The sequence below is a fragment of the Rhodoligotrophos appendicifer genome, assembly GCF_007474605.1.
In the GTDB taxonomy this organism is placed as follows: Bacteria; Pseudomonadota; Alphaproteobacteria; order Rhizobiales; family Im1; genus Rhodoligotrophos; species Rhodoligotrophos appendicifer.
In genome coordinates this window covers 36,641-56,060 of record NZ_VHKL01000012.1, presented here as the reverse complement: position 1 = coordinate 56,060, position 19,420 = coordinate 36,641, and the positions used below count along the sequence as shown (strand labels likewise).

The 19,420-nt window shown below is 65.1% G+C and carries 21 protein-coding genes; 15 read left to right on the top strand and 6 right to left on the bottom strand.

Features of this window, described 5'->3' with window-relative positions:
* The first annotated feature begins 38 nt into the window (after positions 1–38).
* The 5 genes from FKM97_RS23170 to FKM97_RS26430 all read left to right on the top strand — a co-directional run bounded on the left by FKM97_RS23170 (position 39) and on the right by FKM97_RS26430 (position 4,943).
* Positions 39–491 (top strand): MaoC family dehydratase, encoded by a 453-nt coding sequence (locus FKM97_RS23170; protein WP_144294840.1) that lies wholly within the window; start codon positions 39–41, stop codon positions 489–491.
* Positions 492–624: 133 nt separating this feature from the next.
* A complete protein-coding gene (locus tag FKM97_RS23165) occupies positions 625–2,703 on the top strand; it encodes a S9 family peptidase (RefSeq protein ID WP_144294839.1) in 2,079 nt (692 codons plus the stop codon).
* Positions 2,704–2,743: 40 nt separating this feature from the next.
* Entirely contained in the window at positions 2,744–3,970 is a 1,227-nt protein-coding gene (locus tag FKM97_RS23160; RefSeq protein WP_144294838.1) for an acyl-CoA dehydrogenase, read from the top strand.
* 217 nt (positions 3,971–4,187) lie between these two features.
* Positions 4,188–4,724, top strand: a complete 537-nt coding sequence (locus tag FKM97_RS23155) for a PAS domain-containing protein (protein WP_144294837.1) — start codon at positions 4,188–4,190, stop codon at positions 4,722–4,724.
* Between the two features lie 42 nt (positions 4,725–4,766).
* The gene (locus FKM97_RS26430) at positions 4,767–4,943 is read left to right on the top strand and encodes a hypothetical protein (RefSeq protein WP_170241096.1); all 177 of its coding nucleotides are present in this window, start codon (positions 4,767–4,769) and stop codon (positions 4,941–4,943) included.
* A gap of 68 nt (positions 4,944–5,011) precedes the next feature.
* Here the strand turns inward: FKM97_RS26430 and FKM97_RS23150 are convergent, their stop codons facing one another.
* Positions 5,012–5,572: a helix-turn-helix domain-containing protein gene (locus FKM97_RS23150; RefSeq protein WP_144294836.1), complete on the bottom strand. Its 561-nt coding sequence runs from the start codon at positions 5,570–5,572 to the stop codon at positions 5,012–5,014.
* A 190-nt stretch (positions 5,573–5,762) separates the two neighbouring features.
* On the opposite strand from FKM97_RS23150, the gene FKM97_RS23145 reads away from it, so the two are divergent.
* Positions 5,763–6,188, top strand: a complete 426-nt coding sequence (locus tag FKM97_RS23145) for a helix-turn-helix domain-containing protein (RefSeq protein ID WP_246105233.1) — start codon at positions 5,763–5,765, stop codon at positions 6,186–6,188.
* Positions 6,136–6,768 (top strand): DUF6456 domain-containing protein, encoded by a 633-nt coding sequence (locus FKM97_RS23140; RefSeq protein ID WP_144294835.1) that lies wholly within the window; start codon positions 6,136–6,138, stop codon positions 6,766–6,768. The genes FKM97_RS23145 and FKM97_RS23140 overlap by 53 nt, the downstream gene beginning before the upstream one ends.
* A 228-nt stretch (positions 6,769–6,996) precedes the next feature.
* Here the strand turns inward: FKM97_RS23140 and FKM97_RS23135 are convergent, their stop codons facing one another.
* Positions 6,997–7,431 carry a SufE family protein gene (locus FKM97_RS23135; protein ID WP_144294834.1) on the bottom strand — a complete coding sequence of 145 codons (435 nt, stop codon included), beginning with the start codon at positions 7,429–7,431 and terminating at the stop codon, positions 6,997–6,999.
* 133 nt (positions 7,432–7,564) lie between these two features.
* Between FKM97_RS23135 and FKM97_RS23130 the strand changes: the two genes are divergently transcribed.
* Together FKM97_RS23130 and FKM97_RS23125 are read left to right on the top strand one after the other, a co-directional pair.
* The gene (locus FKM97_RS23130; protein WP_144294833.1) at positions 7,565–9,052 is read left to right on the top strand and encodes a leucyl aminopeptidase; all 1,488 of its coding nucleotides are present in this window, start codon (positions 7,565–7,567) and stop codon (positions 9,050–9,052) included.
* Between the two features lie 485 nt (positions 9,053–9,537).
* The gene (locus tag FKM97_RS23125) at positions 9,538–9,987 is read left to right on the top strand and encodes a DNA polymerase III subunit chi (RefSeq protein WP_144294832.1); all 450 of its coding nucleotides are present in this window, start codon (positions 9,538–9,540) and stop codon (positions 9,985–9,987) included.
* Here FKM97_RS23125 and FKM97_RS23120 read toward each other — a convergent pair.
* Complete coding sequence (locus FKM97_RS23120) at positions 9,984–11,216, bottom strand: hypothetical protein (protein WP_144294831.1); 1,233 nt, start codon at positions 11,214–11,216, stop codon at positions 9,984–9,986. The genes FKM97_RS23125 and FKM97_RS23120 overlap by 4 nt on opposite strands.
* A gap of 170 nt (positions 11,217–11,386) precedes the next feature.
* Here FKM97_RS23120 and FKM97_RS23115 point away from each other — a divergent pair, with 170 nt between their 5' ends.
* Together FKM97_RS23115 and FKM97_RS23110 are read left to right on the top strand one after the other, a co-directional pair.
* Positions 11,387–11,575, top strand: a complete 189-nt coding sequence (locus tag FKM97_RS23115; protein ID WP_144294830.1) for a DUF1737 domain-containing protein — start codon at positions 11,387–11,389, stop codon at positions 11,573–11,575.
* Between the two features lie 2 nt (positions 11,576–11,577).
* Positions 11,578–12,264, top strand: coding sequence for a glutathione S-transferase N-terminal domain-containing protein (locus tag FKM97_RS23110; RefSeq protein ID WP_144294829.1), 687 nt, complete (start codon positions 11,578–11,580; stop codon positions 12,262–12,264).
* 64 nt (positions 12,265–12,328) lie between these two features.
* On the opposite strand, the gene FKM97_RS23105 is transcribed toward FKM97_RS23110, so the two are convergent.
* Entirely contained in the window at positions 12,329–13,363 is a 1,035-nt protein-coding gene (locus FKM97_RS23105) for a hypothetical protein (protein WP_144294828.1), read from the bottom strand.
* A gap of 412 nt (positions 13,364–13,775) precedes the next feature.
* Between FKM97_RS23105 and FKM97_RS23100 the strand changes: the two genes are divergently transcribed.
* On the top strand, positions 13,776–14,603 hold the full coding sequence (locus FKM97_RS23100) for a cyclase family protein (RefSeq protein ID WP_144294827.1): 828 nt from the start codon (positions 13,776–13,778) through the stop codon (positions 14,601–14,603).
* 187 nt (positions 14,604–14,790) lie between these two features.
* On the opposite strand, the gene FKM97_RS23095 is transcribed toward FKM97_RS23100, so the two are convergent.
* Positions 14,791–16,761, bottom strand: a complete 1,971-nt coding sequence (locus tag FKM97_RS23095; RefSeq protein ID WP_144294826.1) for an ABC-F family ATP-binding cassette domain-containing protein — start codon at positions 16,759–16,761, stop codon at positions 14,791–14,793.
* A gap of 56 nt (positions 16,762–16,817) precedes the next feature.
* Positions 16,818–17,138, bottom strand: coding sequence for a hypothetical protein (locus FKM97_RS23090; RefSeq protein ID WP_144294825.1), 321 nt, complete (start codon positions 17,136–17,138; stop codon positions 16,818–16,820).
* A gap of 280 nt (positions 17,139–17,418) precedes the next feature.
* Here FKM97_RS23090 and speD point away from each other — a divergent pair, with 280 nt between their 5' ends.
* The 3 genes from speD to FKM97_RS23075 all read left to right on the top strand — a co-directional run bounded on the left by speD (position 17,419) and on the right by FKM97_RS23075 (position 19,381).
* Positions 17,419–17,895 (top strand): adenosylmethionine decarboxylase, encoded by a 477-nt coding sequence (speD, locus tag FKM97_RS23085; protein ID WP_144294824.1) that lies wholly within the window; start codon positions 17,419–17,421, stop codon positions 17,893–17,895.
* Positions 17,896–18,097: 202 nt separating this feature from the next.
* Positions 18,098–18,991 carry a polyamine aminopropyltransferase gene (gene speE / locus FKM97_RS23080; RefSeq protein WP_144294823.1) on the top strand — a complete coding sequence of 298 codons (894 nt, stop codon included), beginning with the start codon at positions 18,098–18,100 and terminating at the stop codon, positions 18,989–18,991.
* A complete protein-coding gene (locus FKM97_RS23075) occupies positions 18,992–19,381 on the top strand; it encodes a VOC family protein (RefSeq protein ID WP_144294822.1) in 390 nt (129 codons plus the stop codon).
* Positions 19,382–19,420 lie beyond the last annotated feature (39 nt).

The window sequence follows — 19,420 nt, the reverse complement described above, 5'->3', positions numbered from 1 at the left end:
GACGGGTCAATCCCTCGTCCCCTTCTCGCCGGAGCCCCATGCGCATCTATTCCAGCCTTGCCGAACTTGCGGCCGATGAAGGATGCGAGATCGGCGTGAGCCAGTGGCTCGAGATCACCCAGGACCGCATCAACCGGTTCGCGGATGCCACCAACGACCATCAGTGGATCCATGTGGACCCGGCGCGGGCGCGCGCCGAACTCGACATGGATACGATCGCCCATGGCTACCTCACTTTGTCGCTGATCCCGCATTTCACCTCCGAGATCTTCACCGTCGCCTCGGTCAAGCGGATGATCAATTTCGGCGCCAACAAGGTGCGCTTCACCGGCATCGTTCCGGTGGGCTCGAAGCTGCGCGGGCGGGTGACGTTGTCCAAGGCGGTCTTGAGTGCAGCCTCCCTGCGCACCATCTCGGAGTTTACAATCGAGCGCGACGGCGTCGCCAAGCCCGTGGCGGTCGCCGAGATCATCACCCTCTTCTACGAGTGATGCGTCGCGGCCGCTGTTCTCCTGGGACGGAGCCGGCTTGGCGCTTGTCGCGGGCAGCGCATTCTCACCCTCCCGTTGCAAATGCAATGGGCCCCTCTCCCCCTGGGGGCGAGGGACACTCGCAAGGTCAATAATGATGAAAGTCTATCACGGCATCACCCTCGACGACCCTTACGCCTGGCTCAGGGCGGAGAATTGGCGCGAGGTGATGCGCGATCCGTCCGTGCTCGATCCCAAGATCCGCACCTGGCTCGACGGCGAGAATGCGCAGGCCGCAGCGGGGATGGCCGATACGCAGGCGTTCCAGGAGACGCTGTACAAGGAACTGCGCGGCCGGGTGAAAGAGGACGACAGCGGCGTGCCGGCCCCCGACGGGCCGTTTGCCTATTTCTTTCAATATGAAAGCGGGGCCGAGCATCCGCGCTATTGCCGGCAGAAGCGGGATGGCGGGCCGGTCGAGATCCTGCTCGATGGCCGGGCGTTGAGCGCCGGCATGGCCTTCTTCCGATTCGGCTCGGTGTCGCACAGCCCCGACCATGGGCTCATCGCCTATGGGTTCGATGCGGCGGGCGGCGAATATTATACGATCAAGATCCGGGACATCGCCTCGGGCGAGGAGCTCGCCGACGAGATCGTCCATACGACCGGCAGCATGGTCTGGGCCAATGACGGGCGGACGCTCTTCTATGTGTGGAACGACGATCGGCACCAGCCCTGCCGGGTCTATGCCCATGTGCTGGGGACGCCGGCGGAGTCGGATGTGCTGGTCTATGAGGAGAAGGACCAGGGCTTCTTCGTGGGAATCGGCGAGACCCAGAGCCGCAAGTTCATCCGCATCCAGGCCCATGACCACGAGACGTCGGAGGTCTATCTCATCGATGCCGATGCGCCGCAGGAGGCCCCGAGGCTGGTGGCGGCGCGCGACAAGGGCGTCGAATACAGCGTCGGCCATCGCGGCGGCGACCTCGTGATCCTCACCAATGCGGATGGGGCGGAGGACTTCAAGATCGTGACGGCACCGGTGGCGGCACCGAGGCGGGAGAACTGGCGCGATCTCGTGGCCCATGATCCGGGCCGCTTCATCCTGGGGATGGAGACGTTTCGCGACCATCTGGTGCGGCTGGAGCGGTTCGAGGGGCTGCCGCGGATCATCATCCGGGACTGGGCCACGGGGACGGAGCACTCGATCCATTTCGACGAGGAGGCCTATGCCCTGGGCTTCGGCGAGAACCTGGAATTCGATACGACCGCCTTGCGGTTCAGCTATTCCTCCATGACGACCCCGGCGCAGGCCTATGACTACGACATGGCCGACCGCAGCCGCGTCCTGCGCAAGACGCAGGAGGTGCCGAGCGGCCATGACCCGGCGCAGTATGTGACGCGGCGCGTGATGGCACCGGCGGATGACGGGGAGCTGGTGCCGGTGTCGATCCTGTATCGCAAGGACACGCCGCTAAACGGCTCCGCACCCTGCCTGCTCTATGGCTATGGCGCCTATGGAATGACGATCCCGGCGGCCTTCAACGCGAATTGGCTGTCGCTGGTGGATCGCGGCTTCGTCTATGCGCTCGCCCATATCAGGGGCGGCAAGGACAAGGGCTATCGCTGGTATGCCCAAGGCAAGAGGCTGAACAAGAAGAACAGCTTCACCGACTTCATCGCGGCAGGACGGTTCCTGGCGCGGGAGCGCTTCACGAGCGAGGGCAAGATCGTGGCGCTCGGCGGCTCGGCGGGGGGCATGCTGATGGGGGCGGTCGCCAACATGGCGCCGGACCTGTTCCGCGGGATCATCGCGGAAGTGCCCTTCGTGGACGTGCTCAACACCATGCTGGACCCGACCCTGCCCCTGACGCCGCCGGAATGGCCGGAATGGGGCAATCCCATCGAGAGTGCGGAGGATTTCGCCTATATCGCCTCCTATTCGCCCTATGACAATGTCGCAGCCCAGGCCTATCCGCATCTGCTGGCCCTGGCGGGGCTGGCGGATCCGCGGGTCACCTATTGGGAGCCGGCGAAATGGGTGGCAAAACTTCGCGATCTTCGAACCAATGACGCCCTGCTGTTGTTCAAGACGAACATGGAGGCGGGACATGCCGGTGCCGCCGGCCGGTTCGACCGCCTGAAGGAAGTGGCATTGATCTATGCCTTCGCCTGCAAGATAACGGACCGGATCCAGGCGATGCCCGAGTCAGGCCCGGGCGTTCCGAGCTGACTTTCGACAAGAGCCTATTGACCGAATGGAGAAGACGCCGATGACCCAAGCCCTGCGGAGCGCAGCCCCGACTGCGGCGCCGACATCCGCCGACCGCGCGCAATTCGACTGGCAGGACCCGCTCGGATTGGAGCATCTGCTCACCGAAGAGGAGCGGATGATCCGCGACAGCGTGCGTGCCTATGCCGACGCCAAGCTGATGCCGCGCATCCAGTCCGCCTTCCGCGAAGAGCGTTTCGACCGGGAGGTCATGAACGAACTCGGCGAACTCGGGCTGTTGGGCGTGCAGATCCCGGAGGAATATGGCGGGGCCGGGCTCGGCTATGTCGCCTATGGGGTGGCCGCGCGCGAGATCGAGCGGATCGACAGCGGCTATCGCTCGACCATGAGCGTGCAGAACTCGCTGGTGATGCATCCGATCTATGCCTATGGCACGGAAGAGCAGCGGCGGAAATTCCTGCCGAAGCTGGCGACGGGAGAGTTCATCGGCTGCTTCGGCCTGACGGAGCCGGATGCGGGATCGGATCCCGGCGGCATGACCACCCGGGCCAAGCGGATTCCAGGCGGCTTCATCCTGAACGGGACGAAGACGTGGATCTCGAACGCACCGGTCGCCGACGTCGCGGTGGTGTGGGCGAAGCTCGAGGATGAGGGCATTCACGGCTTCGTGGTGGAGCGCGGCACGAAGGGTTTCTCGACGCCGATCATCGACGGCAAGGTCTCGCTGCGGGCCTCGATCACCGGGCAGATCGTGCTCGAGGACTGCCATATCCCGGAGGCGAACCTGCTGCCGAATGTGAAGGGCCTCGCCGGGCCCTTCGGCTGCCTCAACAAGGCGCGCTACGGCATCGCCTGGGGCGCCATGGGGGCGGCGGAATTCTGCTGGCATGCGGCGCGGCAATATACGCTCGACCGCAAGCAGTTCGGCAAGCCGCTGGCCGCCAACCAGCTGATCCAGAAGAAGCTCGCCGACATGCAGACGGAAATCGCGCTGGGGCTGCTGGGTGCGCTGGCGCTGGGCCGCGAATTGGAGGCGGGACGGGCGGCGCCGCCGTCGATCTCGCTGATGAAGCGCAACAATTGCGGCAAGGCGCTGGATATCGCCCGGATGGCGCGCGACATGCATGGCGGCAACGGCATCTCCGATGAATATCACGTGATCCGCCATCTCGTGAATCTGGAGACCGTGAACACGTACGAGGGCACCCATGACGTCCATGCGCTGATCCTGGGACGGGCGCAGACGGGGATCCAGGCGTTCCAGTAAGGGGGGCGGTCTGGGGTGCCCGAGCCGCATGGGGTCCCGGATCTGCGCTGCGCTCCGTCCGGGATGACGGGGGTGGGGGGAGGCGCGGGGTTCCGGATTCGCTGATGCTGTAAAGCTCCATATTGCAGGGAACGACTGTTGGGCCCTTGTGCAGAGTCGCTAATGGATTCATAAAGATTCGTGGGGATTTGATTTGATTCGGTAAGCGGGAAGCGCCTTGGGATCGGGAACGACACATGACGTCTTCAGGGCACAGCTGATCGTTTCAGAGCAGCAGCAGCTCTATGATTACTGGAGCACCCGGGCCGGCAATCGCGCCATGCCGGGGCGCTGCGACATCAGCCCGGCGCACTTCCCGCGACTGCTGCCCGGCATCAGCCTCATCGATGTGGGCGAACGCGACCAGCGCTTCCGGGTGCGGCTCGCCGGCACGCGGCTGAGGGAAATCTACGAACGCGAAATCACCGGCCTCTATCTCGACGAATTCGACTGGGGCGACCGCCGCGACTACTGGGTCTCGGCCTATGAGCGGGTGGTGGGCACCGGGCGGCCGGCACAGGGCGTGGTGCGCGGCCCGCGCGTGTCGAAAGAGCATCTGGTCCAGTTCTGGCTGCGGCTGCCGCTGTCATCGGATGCCAAGCGGATCGACATGATCCTCTGCCATGATGCCTTCATCCCGGCCATGGATCTCCATGCCAACCAAGAAACATCCTATTTCGGTGCGCATTCCTACGCCTCCGCCCAAGGGCATTGAGGCTGCCTCGCGCTTGAGCTTCAGGGCGCGGGCGAGGATGAGGTGGCGGTTCAGGTCGTAGGACCCGTGGCCGGCACGACCGCTGCGGCGTTCGGCGCGCAGGGCGTGTTCGATCGCCCCGAGGGAGCGGGCGCCGGCGATCACTGCGGGGTCGCCGCGGCGCATGACGTCGGGCGACAAGCGGCGGAGGGAGCGGATCTTGGCCATGGGATCTCCTGAAGACTGGGGAGATCAGGGTGCCATGTCGCCCGGCCGGGGGAACAAGATGCGGCCGGCGCTCTCAGTTCTCAGAGATAATCGACCCGCATCACCAAGGGGGCGACCCATCGGGGGACCACGTCGTAATGGACCTCGCCCTGGTCCACATCCAGGGGCACCAAGATGAAATGCCCAATGGCGCCGCGCAGAAGGCGGCGCAGGAGGACCGTTGCCTCGTCGAGGGCGACGATGGCGTCGCAGGTCTGGATGGCGGCGGTCTCGGTCGCGCCGAGAATGTTGCCAATGAGGATGGCGCCGCGGGGATAAGGGCCCACGGTCTCCGCCAGGCGCACCGCCACGGGCTGCTCGGCGGGGACGTCGAGGGCGAAGATGCCGGGCTCCTGGCGCTGCAGGCGGCCACTGCCGTCGAGGCCGCCGAGAAGCTCGATGGAGCGCGCGCCGGTGCCGCCGAGAAGGTCGGCAGGATGGACGCCGAAGGCCGAGCCGAAGCGCGACAACCAGTCCGCCGTCACCGCGATATCCCCGGTCTCCAGGCGCTGAACGGTCTGCGGCGTTGTGTCAATCCGCTCAGCAAGGGAGCGCAAGGTCCAGCCGCGAAGGCGCCGAAGCTCCCTTATACGTGTTTTCATTATGAAAAACTGTCGTCCAATGAGTGTATTTTTCGAAAACGCCGACGAAATTTATCCCCGCCATAGTCGAACGAGTAATAATTGGGGTGTTAAGGTTACGAGGTAATCATCGGGATTTGGTGAGATCGTCAGCGCAATGATTAACTAGGTCATCTTTGCACGGGGGGCGTCAGTGTCACAAGAACTATGCTTGCGTAGTGTTGAGTATCCTTCGACAAAGAGTCGGCTGGAGGCGCGCCGCGGTCCCGCGAGGCCCCGCCGACGGGTGGTCGCCACGCTCAGTCCCGATGAAGACTACGCCATGCTGCGGGGCTTCATCATGCTGGTCGTGTGCTGGGCCTGGCGGATTCCGCAGACCGAACTCATCGCCACCACGCGCTGCCGGGCGGAGGTGGCCTGGGCGCGCCAGGTGGGGATGTATCTCGCCCATGTCTCCTGCGGCATGTCGCTCAGCGAGAGCGGGCGGCTGTTCGGCCGCGACCGGACGACGGCGGCGCATGCCTGCCGGCTGGTGGAGGACGAACGCGACGATCCCGCCATCGATGCGTCCCTGGATGCGCTGGATGCGGTGCTGCGGGTGGGGCGCATCCTGGTGCGATGCTGCGAGGGGGCGTGAGATGGCGAAGAATTTTCAGGCGCAGCGGCAAAGCCTTGCCACGCGGATGCTCGAGGAGGGCGACGGGAGCCGCCGGCCGGTGCTCGTCAACGAGGCGGAAAGCCCCCTGTTCTGGCTGCTGAAGCGCAAGGATGCACAGGGCAACAGCCTCATCAGCGCGGAAGAATACGAAGCCGGGGAGCGGCTGCGGCGGGACTTCACCCTGGCCGGCCTGACGCCGAGCGTGACCGCCCATTGGGGCGACCGGCTCGGTGGCGGGGGCAGGCGGCGCTCCGGCCTTGCCGGGGGGCAGGCCGAGCTGCAGGCGGCGGTGATCGCCGCCAAGGACCGGCTGCAGGCAGCCTTCGCCGCCGTGGGCCCGGAGCTTGCCGGCGTGATGATGGAGGTGTGCTGCCTCGCCAATGGGCTCGAGGCCGCAGAGCGGCGGCTCGGATTTCCGGCCCGCTCAGGCAAGGTGGTGCTGCATCTGGCGCTGACGCGGCTGGCGCGGCATTACGGGCTGCTGGCCGATCCCGCCGCCGCCGCCCGGCCGCGGCCCCTGCGCCATTGGGGCGCGGCCGATTATCGGCCGGAGATGTGAGGGGGGGCAGGGATTGCGGGCCGGGGTCCCGGGTCTGCGCTGCGCTCCGCCCGGGATGACGGGGGATTTATGGGTCGTCCCGGGCTTGACCCGTCCTTCGAGACGCAGCCTTCGGCTGCTCCTCAGGATGAGGGGCGTTCCCCGGCTGTCATCCCGGGCTTGACCCGGGATCCCCGAGCCGCATGGGGTCCCGGGCCTGCGCTGCGCTTCGCCCGGGATGACGATGCGTCAGGCGAGGGCGGTCTGGGCGTCGGTTCTGATGCGGGCGACCATGGAGGCCAGGCCGTTGGAGCGCTGGGGGGTCAAATGCTCGTCCAGGCCGAGGCGGGCGAAGATGGCATTCGGATCGGTGGCGAGGATCGTCCGGGCGCTGCGGCCGGAAAAGATGCGGAACAAGACGGCGATGAGGCCTTTGACGATATGGGCGTCGCTGTCGCCCTGGAAGGTCAGGATCGGCTCGGCGGGATCGCTGCGGTCGATGCGGGTCTCCAGCCAGACGCGGCTGGCGCAGCCATGGACGCGGGTCTCGCCGGTGCGGCGCTCATCAGCCAGAGGCGGCAGGTCACGGCCGAGCTCGATCAGATAGCGGTAGCGGTCCTCCCAATCGTCGAGGAGCTCGAAATCCTCCGCCAGCTGGTCGACCGCCTGGGACGTCTGTGTCATCGTCATCCAGGGGAGATAATCCCTCGGCGGTGCCGGAGCAAGCGGCTTGACGCCTTGCTGTCCACGTTGAAGTCGATCGCCGGAGGGGCTAAAGCTGCCCTAGCGCGTATCGTAGCCGTCCACAGGAACCTGCATGAAAATCAAATTCGCAAAGCCCGCCCGTCCGAAAACCGGCACCTTGGTGCTTCTGGTGGCGGAGGGCGGCGGCCTCGGACCCCTGGGCCAGGACGTCGACACGGCCACCCAGGGCGCGCTGTCGCGGGCGATGAAGCTCGCAGGCTTCGACGGGAAACGCGACAAATTCCTCGATTTGCTGGCTCCCGGCGGAGTGTCCCTCGACCGAGTGGTCCTGGCGGGCGTGGGCAAGCCTGAGGATCTGACCGCCTATGCGCTCGAGCTGGTGGGCGGGGCGATCGCAGGGACCCTCAAGTCAGGCAAGAGCAAGGATGCCACCATCGGCGTCGATTTCGACGGCGGGCCGCTGTCGAGCCCGCAGGTCGCAGCCCTCATCGCATCGGGAGCGCGGCTCAGAGCCTATAGCTTCGACAAATACAAGACGAAGAAGAAGGACGACGACAAGCCCAATCCCAAGACGCTGACGGTGATGAGCAGCGATGCCGAGGCGGCGAAGGCCGGCTTCGAGCCGCTGCAGGCGATCGCCGAGGGCGTGCACATGGCCCGCGACCTCGTCAACGAGCCGCCGAACGTGCTGCATCCCGAGGCCTATGCGAAGCGGGTGGACTCTCTGAAGGAACTCGGCGTCAAGGTCGAAGTGCTGGATGAAAAGGAGATGCGCGCACTCGGCATGGGCGCCCTCGTGGCCGTGGGAGAAGGGTCGGTCCGGGAAAGCCGGATGGTGGTCATGACCTGGAATGGCGGCAAGAAGAACGACCAGCCGCTGGCCATCGTCGGCAAGGGGGTCACCTTCGACAGCGGCGGCGTCTCGCTGAAGCCAGGGGCGGGCATGCAGGACATGAAGGGCGACATGGCCGGATCGGCCTGCGTCGTCGGCCTCATGCATGCGCTGGCCTCGCGCAAGGCCCGCGCCAATGTGGTGGGCGTGATCGGGCTGGTCGAGAACATGCCCGACGGCTCCGCCTTCCGGCCGGGGGACATCCTGAAGTCCATGTCGGGACAGACGATCGAGGTCCAGAATACGGATGCGGAAGGCCGCCTCGTGCTGGCGGATGCGCTCTGGTACACGCAGGACCGGTTCAAGCCGAAATTCATGGTTGACCTGGCGACGCTCACGGGCGCGATCCTGGTGGCGCTCGGCAAGGACCATGCGGGGCTGTTCTCGAATAATGACGAATTGTCGGAGCGGCTTGCGGCGGCGGGAACGGTCACCGGCGAGAAGGTCTGGCGGCTGCCGCTGGGGCCGGAATACGACAAGATCATCGACAGCGACGTGGCGGACATGAAGAATGTCGGCGGGCGCTATGCCGGCTCCATCACCGCCGCACAATTCCTGCAGCGCTTCGTCAACGGCGTGCCCTGGGCGCATCTGGACATCGCCGGCACCGGCATGGACGGCAACAAGACCGCCATCAGCCAGCATTTCGGCGTCGGCTGGGGCGTCAGGCTGCTGAACCGGATGATCGAGACCCATTACGAGGGGTAGGCGTGTCCTTCGAGACGGCCCTTCGGGCCTCCTCAGGGATGAGGGTTTTTCTACGACTGTCATCCCGGGCCTGACCCGGGATCCCCGCGCCGCATGGGGTCCCGGCTCTGCGCTGCGCTCCGTCCGGGATGACGGGGTGGGGGTGCCTGGGCACCGGTGCCTGCCGCTTGCAATGCGTCATCCTCGGGCTTGACCCGAGGATCCAGGGTTGCGGGGGAAAGGGCGGGCCGTGTGGCTCCTGGATCCTCGGGTCAAGCCCGAGGATGACGGTTTAATTGGAGCCCGAGGATGACGGTTTGAGTGGAGCCCGAGGGTGACGGGTGGCGGGTCTCTTCTGGCTGTCATCCCGGGCTTGACCCGGGATCCCCGAGCCGCATGGGGTCCCGGATCTGCGCTACGCTCCGTCCGGGATGACGGGGTGGAGGAGGGGGCGCGTCCGGGAGGGCGGGGGTGGGGGCATGGGATGAGGACGAGGGCGGGAGGCGATGACGGAGGTGTTGTTCTATCATCTGGAGCGCCAGGATCTCGAACAGGTGCTACCGATGCTGCTTACCAAGACCTTGGAGCGGGGGTGGCGGGCGGTGGTGCAGGCGGGCAGCGAGGAGCGGGTCGAGGCGCTGACCGTGATGCTGTGGACTTATGAAGACGACAGTTTCCTGCCGCATGGCAGTGCCAAGGATGGCTTTGCCGAGCAGCAGCCGATCTGGCTGACGCCGGACGACGACAATCCGAACGGGGCGCAGGTGCGCTTCTTCGTGGACGGGGCCAGCCTGGAGGAGGTCGCCGCCTATGAGCGGGTCGTGCATCTGTTCGACGGACGCAATCCGGAGGCGGTGGCGGCCGCCCGCGGCGAATGGACGAAGGCCAAGGCCCGTGGGCATGCCGTGACCTATTGGCAGCAGTCGAGCGAAGGGCGCTGGGAGCGCAAGGCTTAACTGACGAGGGGAAAGCGCCGGGCCAGGCCGGCGGCGACCCGGCGCAGGGCCGCCTCGGCCTCGCGCGCGCCCGGCTGTCGGCAGCGCAGGGTGCGACCGATGAGCGAGGCCGTGACGGCCATCTCCTCGGGCCCGAAGCCGCGGGCGGTCAGGGCGGCCACGGAGAGGCGCAGCCCCGAAGGCAGGGCCAGGGGTGCTGGATCATCGACCAGCGGGACCGGGTCTGCGTTCAGGCCGATCCGGCGCAGCAGGGTCGCTGCGGGCTCGGCCCCCAGTCCCAAAGGCCGCAGATCGAGGACGAGGATGGAGGTGTCGCCGCCGGCGACGAGGAGGCCCTCGGCCTGGAGCGCCCGGCGGAGGCTCGCCGCATTCTCGGAAACCCCCTGGATGTAGCGGCGGAAGGCCTCGCTTGGCACCTCGCCAAAGGCGGCCGCCAGGGCTGAAGCGGTGGCGGGCGCCAAGCCGGCATCGCCCTGATCAGTCAAGGTGAGATCGATCTGGCGGGCGAGATCGATGTCGGCGGTGGCGATCAGCGCCCCCGGCGGCCCGCGAAACTCACGATTGGTCGGCATGACGACCAGATGGGCCTCGGCCAAGGGACAGGGCAGATGCCCACCCGCCACGAGGCCGGCATGATCGGTGAGGTCCGCCACGAGCACGGCATCGACCTCGTCGGCCAATTCCCGCAGCAGCTGCAATCGCGGTCGATGGGGACAGGTGACGCCGCCGGCGATGATGAGGCGGGGGCGATGGGCCAGGCACAGCCTGCGCAATTCGGTCTCCGTCGGCTGTCCGGTCGCGGGCTCGACGCCGTATTGGGCGACATTGAACCAGCGGCCGGCGGAATGGGCGCCGAGGCTGTGGGTGACGGAGCCGCCGGCGCGCAGCTTCAGGCTGAGGACCGTCTGACCGCGCGGGAGGATGGCCAGCAGCAGGGCGAAGTGAGCCTGGGCGAGGGACGGGTAGAGGCGGATATGGGGGGCGCCGAAGATGCCGGCGGCGCGGGATACGACCAGATCCAGGAGTGCGGGCATCCGGGGAAGGCCGCCCAGGGCCAGGCGGCGGGCATCGCGGGCCGCCTGGCTCAGGGTGCAGGCCGCCGTCGTCAGATCGAGGGTCGCGAGCCCGTGGCGGCGCGCCCGCGACAAGAGGCCGAAGAGACGCCGGTCGACGACACGCAGGCCGACAGGGGCACAGGCCAAGGGAGGCTCACTCAGGGACTGGGGCACCGGGACACTCAAACCGTCAAGTACAATTTTTCTACCTAAAGTAGAAACTTGCGGCCAGAATGAGGCGTGGCCAAGAGCGTAGACGGTTCAAGGCCAGAGACATCGAAGGCGACAGGTGGCAGAGGCCGCCAGACGCGATAGAGTGCCCGCCAAGACAGCCAGGAGGTGCCATGTCCGAGAAACTTAACTACCGACTGCTCACCGGTCCCGACGACCGATCGTTTTGCGAAAAGGTCTCGCAGGCGCTGGAAGACGGCTATCTGCTCTTCGGTGCGCCGTCCATCACCCATGACGGATCGCGGGTGATCTGCGCCCAGGCGGTGATCCTGCCGCATACACTCAGCGCAGGGGGAGACTGATCATGGCGCCCACACTCTACGAGCTGGCCGGTGCACAGGACGAACGGTTCAGCCCCTATTGCTGGCGCGTCCGATTCGCCCTGGCGCATAAGGGCCTGAAGCCGGAGGTCAAGCCGCTGGCCTATCACCAGATCCGTTCGGTCGGCCATTGCGGCCATCCGACGGTCCCGATCCTCATCGACGACAGCAAGGAGGTCTGCGACAGCTGGGCCATCGCCAGCCATCTGGAAGAGGCCTATCCCGAGAAGCCGGCGCTGTTCGGCCCGGGAGCGCGGCGGATGGGACAGTACAAGTTCATCGAAGCCTGGACCAACCAGGTGCTGCATCCGGCGATCATGCCCCTGATCGTGCTCGACATCTTCGAGCGGCTGCAGCCGGAGGACCAGGCCTATTTCCGCGAGACGCGCGAGAAGCGGGTCGGGTCACTGGAGGCGGCGCGCGGCGACGAGACGGCCCGGCGCGAAATGATCAAGACCCAGCTCGCTCCCGTGCGGTTCGCCCTGTCGCGGCAGAAATGGCTCGGCGGCGACAGCCCGGACTATGCCGACTACATCGTCGCCGGCACCCTGCAATGGCCGCGGGTGTCGAGCCCGCGACGGGTGGTGGAGGATCCGGCGGTCGAGGAATGGTTCGAACGGATGCTCGATTTGTTCGACGGCATGGGCCGCAAAGCACCGGCGCTTCGATAAAAAGGGAGGGAGAAGGCGCCGCCGGCGCCCTCTCCCCCTCTGGCGACCGTGACGACGGTCAAGATCAGGAGCCGATGTCGAAGATGAGTTCGGCGCCGACATTGAGAAACAGATAGTCGTCCGTGCGAGTCCCCAAAGGTGAGCCGGTATTGATGCTGGCATAGGGCAGCTTCGTCCAGTAATCGATGCCGCCGACCGCGGCGATACTCATGCCGGGCATGATCTTCTGCACGAGCTTGGCCTCGCCACCGACCCGGCCGCCGAGGGTCGACAGGCTGTCGGCATATTTGACGGGCGAATCTGCGACCGCCGTGCGCATGATGGCCATATCGTAGCGCCCCTTCGCCATGAGGCCGTAGAAGCCGCCATAGCCCTTGATGACGGCATAGGTGCTGTCGGCCAAGGGAATGGTCGCCTCGGCCGCCAAGTTGATGCCCGGTGCCCAGGCGCTCACATCGGTGGTGCGGCTCATGGAGCCCACCACGGGGGTGGTGGCTCTGCCGAACCCATCGGTGGATTGTTGGAAATTGGCCAGATAGGGCTCGATGTTGAAGGTGAAGGACCTGCTGCCCATGGCGCCGAGAAGAGAGGTCCCCTTGGCGCGGACGCCGAACTCGGAAAGGATCTGGCTCTGGCTCGCCTCGATGTCGGTGGTGAGGTTCAGGGAGCCGCCGGCGCCCGGGACCGGCAGGAAGAATGAGTGGTTGCCGGTGAAATCCTTGGAATGGCCATAGGCGGTGAAGCGGCCATAGGATTCGAGCGCGGAAATGAAGCCGGTCGAGTTGGCGGGCGCCTTCCAGCCAATCGACGCCGTGCCGTAGAAGCCTTCATAGCTCTTGGGCGTGAACAAATCGACGGTCCCGCCCGTGGTGGCGCTGATCATGTTCATCTGCGGCGCCTTCATCCAGGCAAAGCCACCGCCGATGGTCGCGTAGACCGAGGGCGGATAGACCGGGTCGGGATAGCTGGGCATGGTCATCTCGGTCACATAATCGGCGACCGGCGCCACGCTGGGCGGGAGCAACGCGTCGGCCGCAAGGCTCAAGCCAGGGGTCGCGAGCAGCAGGGCAGCCGATAGCGGCAGACGGAATCTGTTCATGACGGTCTCCAAAATTTCGGCACAAATGTTGGCGATGCGAAGACTTCACCGATGCCACACACCCGACTTAACGAGCTGGCCCCGTGTCGCTCTCTCCCGGATATATTCAAATCTCTACTGTGAATACGGTAAATTTTCCTGATTGAAGAAAGGTTAAATCCAATAATAATTCTATTATTACTTGTATGTATTAGATGAGATAGAAATTATACAATGAAAAAACAATCCGACCCTTCGAGCGGTGAGGGATATTCGTCCGGATCGAACAGAGGCCGGTCCGGCGCTTTACCCGATTCAGGCGCCGGGGTCCGGCGCTTTGGAAGCAGTTGCTTTACGAGTTTATCACAGCGCAGTAGACGCGATGGCGGAGACGCGGCAGGATCGGCGCAGACCTCATTCCAAGGAAAAAGCCATGTGTGTTGCCGGATGCCATGAAGCCGTCGCCAAAAGTCTGTCGCGGCGCAGGCTCTTGTCGGGAAGCGTCGTCGCAGCGGGCGCCCTGGCGAGCCTGGCCGGTTCGGGAGCAGGCGCCGGGGCGCTGGCGGCCGGCGGCAAGGCATTCAGTAAGGTGGTCGACCTGACCTTGCTGCTCACCGACGACTTCCCGACCTATGGCGGCACCCAGGGCTTCACCCTGGAGCCGGTGACAACGATCGCCTCCGATGGCTACAACACCAATCGCTGGATCGTCGACGAGCATACGGGAACCCATATCGACGCGCCGCTCCACTTCATCAATGACGGGATCGACGTCTCGCAGATCGCGGTCGACACCCTGGTCGCGCCCCTGGTGGTGGTCGATATCCGCGAGAAAGCCGCCAAGGACGCCGATGCGATGGTGGAAGTGGCCGATCTCGAGCGCTGGGAAAAGGCGCATGGGGCCATCCCGGACGGCGCCGTCGTGGTGATGATGAGCGGCTGGGACAAGCATCTGGGCACGGACATGTATCGCAATGCGGCCGAAGGCGGGGTCATGCATTTCCCCGGATTCTCACCCGCCGCGGCGAAATGGATGCTGGAGCGCAAGATCGCCGGGCTCGGCGTCGATACCCTGTCCCAGGACCGGGGCATCTCGAAGGATTTCGCCGTGCATGTGGCCTGGCTCGGCGCCGGACGCTTCGGCATCGAGGCGATGGGCAATCTCGACCAGGTGCCGGCAGCGGGGGCAACCCTCGTCATCGGCGCGCCGAAGATCAAAGGTGCCACCGGCGGGCCGACGCGGGTGCTGGCGCTGGTCTGACGCGCGGGGCTTGAGTTTCTGGCTGTCATCCCGGGCTTGACCCGGGATCCCCGAGCCGCATGGGGTCCCGGCTCTGCGCTGCGCTTGGCCGGGATGACGGCGACCTTAAACTGTTGACCCGGGATCCCCGAGCCGCATGGGGTCCCGGCTCTGTGCTGCGCTTGGCCGGGATGACGGGTGTGGCGGGTCAGGCCAGGGCCAGTCTCGATTCGGCCTCTTCCAGGGCGGTGGTGGCGTCGAGCCACTCGTTCTCCACGGATTTCAACTGCTTCAGCAGAACGCCGCGGTCCTGGACCAGGCGGTTGGCGGCGGAGCTTTCCTTGGCGTAGAGCTTCGGGTCGGCCAGCTTTTCATCGATTTCGGCGATCTTGCGCTGGACCTCGGCCACGCGCTTCTCGGCCACCTCGATGCGACGGCGATAGGGGGCAAGGCGGGCCCTGGCATCGGCGTCACGCTTGCGGCGCTCCTGGGCGGTGAGCTGAGGCTCGGCCGGGGCCTTCGGTGATTCAACTTCTGAAGCAGCGGATTCACCCTGCGAAGATTCCGCCACAACATCCTGAGCGGATTCGCGTTTTTCCTTGCGCGCGGCGCGGGAGCGCTCGAGCACCAGCTTCGTGTAATCGTCGAGATCGCCGTCGTAAGGGGTGACGGTCTTGTCGGCGACCAGCCAGAGGCGATCGACGCAGGCCTCGATCAGGAAGCGGTCGTGGCTGATCAGGATGACGGCGCCTTCGAAATCGTTCAAGGCGGAGACGAGAGCGGCACGGCTGTCGATGTCGAGATGGTTCGTCGGCTCGTCCAGCAGCAGGATATGCGGGCCGGAAAAGGTCGCCAGCATCAGCGTGAGACGCGCCTTCTCGCCGCCGGACAAAGTGGCGATCTTGTTGTCGGCGAGATGGGCTGCAAAGCCGAAGGAGCCGAGGCGGGCGCGGCGCTGGGCGATGGTCGCATCCGGCATCAGCTTGATCATGTAATCGTAAGGCGTGTCGGCAAGGTTCAGGGCATCGACCTGATGCTGGGCGAAATAGCCGACATTCATGCGCTTGTGATAGCGCATATGACCGGTCTCGACGCCGAGCTTGCCGGCGATGAGCTTTGCAAAGGTGGATTTGCCGTTGCCGTTGGAGCCGAGCAGGGCGATGCGGTCGTCGGTGTCGATGCGCAGGTCGAGATTGCGCAGGATCGGCTTGCCGGGCTCGTAGCCCACCGAGCCTTCCTCGATGCGAATCAGCGGGGGATCGAGCGGGCGCTGGGTCTTGGGGAAATGGAACGGGACGACGTGCTGGTCGACGATGGCGGAGACCGGCTCCATGCGCTCCAGCATCTTCAGACGGCTCTGGGCCTGGCGCGCCTTGGAGGCGGTGTAGCGAAACCGGTCGACAAAGGCCTGCATGTGCTTGCGCTCGTCGTCCTGGCGCTTCTTCAGCTTCAGCTGGCGGGCCTGCTCCTCCCGGCGGAGGCGCTCGAAGCGGTCGTAATTGCCGGAATAAAGCGTGAGCTTCAGGCCTTCCAGCAGCATGATCTGCTCGGGCACCGCGTTCAGGAGGTCGCGGTCGTGGCTGACGATCAGGACGGTGGCCGGATAGGTCTTCAGGAAGTTCTGGAGCCAGAGCGTGCCCTCGAGGTCGAGATAGTTGGTGGGCTCGTCGAGAAGGAGCACGTCGGGCTGGGCGAAGAGCACCGCGGCCAGGGCCACACGCATGCGCCAGCCACCGGAGAAGTCGGAACAGGGCCGCTTCTGGTCCTCCTCGGGAAAGCCCAGGCCGGAGAGGATGATGGCCGCGCGGGCGGGCGCGGCATGGGCATCGATGTCGGCCAAGCGGATCTGGATCTCGGCGATGCGGTTGGGATCGGAGGCGTGCTCGGCCTCGTCCAGGAGCGCTGCACGCTCGGTGTCGGCGGCGAGGACCACGTCGATGAGGGATTCGGGCCCGCCCGGGGCCTCCTGGGCCACCTGGCCGATGCGGGCGTTCTTCGGCACGCTGACGGAGCCCTGCTCGGGCTGCAAGGCGCCGGTCAGCAGCTTGAGCAGGGTCGATTTGCCAGTGCCGTTACGGCCGACAAAGCCGACCTTGTGGCCGGGCATGATGGCGCAGGTGGCGTCGTCCAAGAGGAGACGCCCGTCGATGCGGTAGCTGAGGCCGTTAATGTGCAACATGGGGGCTTGATCTGGGGGAAAGCCGGTCCCAGGTCAAGCCCGTTGGCGTGCGCGGCCTACCAGAATTGGTCGAGGGATCCGGTGCCGTGACCGGTGTCGGGAGACGTCTCCCCGGCGGTGCCGATGTCCCCTGCCGACTGGTTCGCCTGGTGCCAGGACCCGTCTTCGCCGCGCCGGCAGAAGACCGGTTCCAGTTCCAGGCCGGCTGGAACCGTCTTCGGTTCGGCAAGATCGAAATCCTTGCCGAGAGGCATGTTGGTGCTGAATCCGGGGAATTCGTCCTGTGCGTCTTCGCAGCCAAGTTTGAAGCGATAAAGTGTCGCCGTTCCGTCCTTGTTCTTCAGGTGGTAGGTCTCGCCATAGTCAATGTCAGTCACACGATTTCCTTAGTTGGTCATACTTATTTTATCTGTTGAGGAAAAAACTCGATTTAGTTCATCGGTGTTGAACTCGTCCAAAATCTGGGCGGGATCAACTTAGCAATTGGTCAAGTCCACTTTCAGAACCGGGAGCCGGATCGGTTGTTCAGCCGGAGCCGGGGTCATGATCCACACAGTTCTCGCCGGTCGCATCTTGATTATGACGCCCGGGACCGCTATATGCCGCCCACAATCCAGACCCCCTGGGTTTCATCTGCTGGTTGGGGAGGGCCCTTCTATGAGCGCACACACCCTCTTCCAAGTGGGGATGGACTTGGAGGCTCCAAGCACCGCCCAAAAGGAAGATACGACCCACGGCCGCCCTGTGATCGAGGACGACCGCAAGGACCATTTCATCACGAAGAACGGCGTCGACTGCGCCGGGATGCATCTGATCATCGACCTGCACGAGGCGGAAGGAATCGACGACATCGAGTTGATCGACGCCACTTTGCGCGACTGCGTCGAAGTGGCCGGGGCCACGCTGCTGCACATGCATCTGCATCATTTCACCCCCAATAGCGGGGTGAGCGGGGTTGCGGTCCTGGCGGAGAGCCATATCTCGATCCACACCTGGCCGGAGCGGGGCTATGCCGCGCTGGACGTGTTCATGTGCGGCGATTCCGCGCCGGAGCGGTGCATCGAGGTGCTGAGGCGGGCGTTCAAGCCGCAGCGCATCAACGTCACCGAATTGCTGCGAGGCGAAGGGGCCTGAGACGATCGTCCCTTCGTCACGGGTTCGGCGCGAGGCGCGAACCCGTTCCCACAATATCTGCGCATCCCCTGGGGATGCATGACCACAATCACAGCCGATCGCTGATTTGCGACAGGAGGCCCTGGCTCATCCTGTTGCATTGCGAAACAAGTGTTGCAAAGATTGGGCATGGCGCTGCAGCGCAAACCATCAGCGAGGACGAATGAGCGACGGCGACGGCATCTGGTATTCGGAAACCCTGCATGAGGGGCTGCGGACCTCCTTCCAGGTCAAACGCGTGCTGTTCGACAATCGCAGCGATCATCAGCATCTGGTGATCGCGGACAGTGTGAGTTTCGGCAAGGTGATGATGCTGGATGGGGTGACCCAGCTCACCACCGCAGACGAGTTCATCTATCACGAGATGCTGAGCCATGTGCCGATCCTGGCGCATGGGGCCGTGAAGGACGTGCTGGTGATCGGCGGCGGCGACGGGGGGATCGCCGCGGAGGTGCTGAAGCACGATTCCGTCGAACGCTTCACCCTGGTCGAGATCGATGGCGGCGTCGTCGACTTCTCCAAGACGCATCTGCCGGAGGTCAGCCGCGGCGCCTTCGAGGATCCGCGCTTCGAAGTGATCATCCAGGACGGGAAGGATTTCGCGGCCACCACGGAGCGGCGCTATGACCTGATCGTCATCGATTCGACCGACCCGATCGGGCCCGGCGAGGTCCTGTTCACGGAAAGCTTCTACCGGGACTGCCACCGCATGCTGAAGGCCGGCGGCATCATCGTCACGCAGAACGGGGTGCCGTTCTTCCAGCCCAAGGAGCTCGCGCAGACGATCCGGTTCTTTTCAGGGATCTTCCGGGATGCGACCTGCTTCCTGGCGGCGGTGCCCACCTATGTCGGCGGCTTCATGGCGCTGGGCTGGGGCAGCGACGATGGGGATTTGCGCAAGGTGGCGCCGGAGATCATCCAGCAGCGGTTCGAGGCGGCCCAGATCGAGACACGCTATTACACGCCAGAGATCCATCAGGCGTGTTTCGCACTGCCCCGGTTCATCGGCGACATCGTCGCATCGGCACGGCAGGGTTCCCCACTGAGAGACCTTTGAATGGCGACCATCATTCCGGCACTGCGCTATAATGATGCCAAAGTGGCAATCGATTGGCTTCCCACGGCCTTCGGCTTCACAGTTCATGCAGTTTATGAAGACGAGGACGGGTCCATCGTGCATGCCGAAATGAGACAGGGGGCGGATTTCATCCTGATCAGCTCCGCCCGCGACGACGATCTCAGGCTGGCCAGTCCGCAAGACGGGGTGGCCAGCGTCTGCATCTATATCGTGATCGACGAAGTGGACCGCCATCACGCGCAAGCGAAGGCCGCGGGTGCAGAAATCATCCGGCCGCCGGCGGATACGCCCTATGGCTCGCGGGAATATTCCTGCCGCGACCCGGAGGGCCATCTCTGGAGCTTCGGGACCTACGCTCCCAGCCTGTGAGCCCAAGCGTGCATGGCCGGCATCGGTCTTGCATGGTGA

Excerpts from the sequence above, each read along its gene's own strand:
- speD (WP_144294824.1), top strand. The coding sequence starts at position 17,419 with ATGAGCGCACACACCCTCTTCCAAGTGGGGATGGACTTGGAGGCTCCA.
- FKM97_RS23075 (WP_144294822.1), top strand. The coding sequence starts at position 18,992 with ATGGCGACCATCATTCCGGCACTGCGCTATAATGATGCCAAAGTGGCA.
- FKM97_RS23170 (WP_144294840.1), top strand. The coding sequence starts at position 39 with ATGCGCATCTATTCCAGCCTTGCCGAACTTGCGGCCGATGAAGGATGC.
- FKM97_RS23140 (WP_144294835.1), top strand. The coding sequence starts at position 6,136 with ATGCGGTGCTGCGGGTGGGGCGCATCCTGGTGCGATGCTGCGAGGGGG.
- FKM97_RS23150 (WP_144294836.1), bottom strand. The coding sequence starts at position 5,572 with ATGAAAACACGTATAAGGGAGCTTCGGCGCCTTCGCGGCTGGACCTTG.
- FKM97_RS23165 (WP_144294839.1), top strand. The coding sequence starts at position 625 with ATGATGAAAGTCTATCACGGCATCACCCTCGACGACCCTTACGCCTGG.
- FKM97_RS23105 (WP_144294828.1), bottom strand. The coding sequence starts at position 13,363 with ATGAACAGATTCCGTCTGCCGCTATCGGCTGCCCTGCTGCTCGCGACC.
- FKM97_RS23095 (WP_144294826.1), bottom strand. The coding sequence starts at position 16,761 with ATGTTGCACATTAACGGCCTCAGCTACCGCATCGACGGGCGTCTCCTC.
- FKM97_RS23100 (WP_144294827.1), top strand. The coding sequence starts at position 13,776 with ATGTGTGTTGCCGGATGCCATGAAGCCGTCGCCAAAAGTCTGTCGCGG.
- FKM97_RS23160 (WP_144294838.1), top strand. The coding sequence starts at position 2,744 with ATGACCCAAGCCCTGCGGAGCGCAGCCCCGACTGCGGCGCCGACATCC.
- FKM97_RS23125 (WP_144294832.1), top strand. The coding sequence starts at position 9,538 with ATGACGGAGGTGTTGTTCTATCATCTGGAGCGCCAGGATCTCGAACAG.
- FKM97_RS23115 (WP_144294830.1), top strand. The coding sequence starts at position 11,387 with ATGTCCGAGAAACTTAACTACCGACTGCTCACCGGTCCCGACGACCGA.
- FKM97_RS23110 (WP_144294829.1), top strand. The coding sequence starts at position 11,578 with ATGGCGCCCACACTCTACGAGCTGGCCGGTGCACAGGACGAACGGTTC.
- FKM97_RS23130 (WP_144294833.1), top strand. The coding sequence starts at position 7,565 with ATGAAAATCAAATTCGCAAAGCCCGCCCGTCCGAAAACCGGCACCTTG.
- FKM97_RS23135 (WP_144294834.1), bottom strand. The coding sequence starts at position 7,431 with ATGACACAGACGTCCCAGGCGGTCGACCAGCTGGCGGAGGATTTCGAG.
- speE (WP_144294823.1), top strand. The coding sequence starts at position 18,098 with ATGAGCGACGGCGACGGCATCTGGTATTCGGAAACCCTGCATGAGGGG.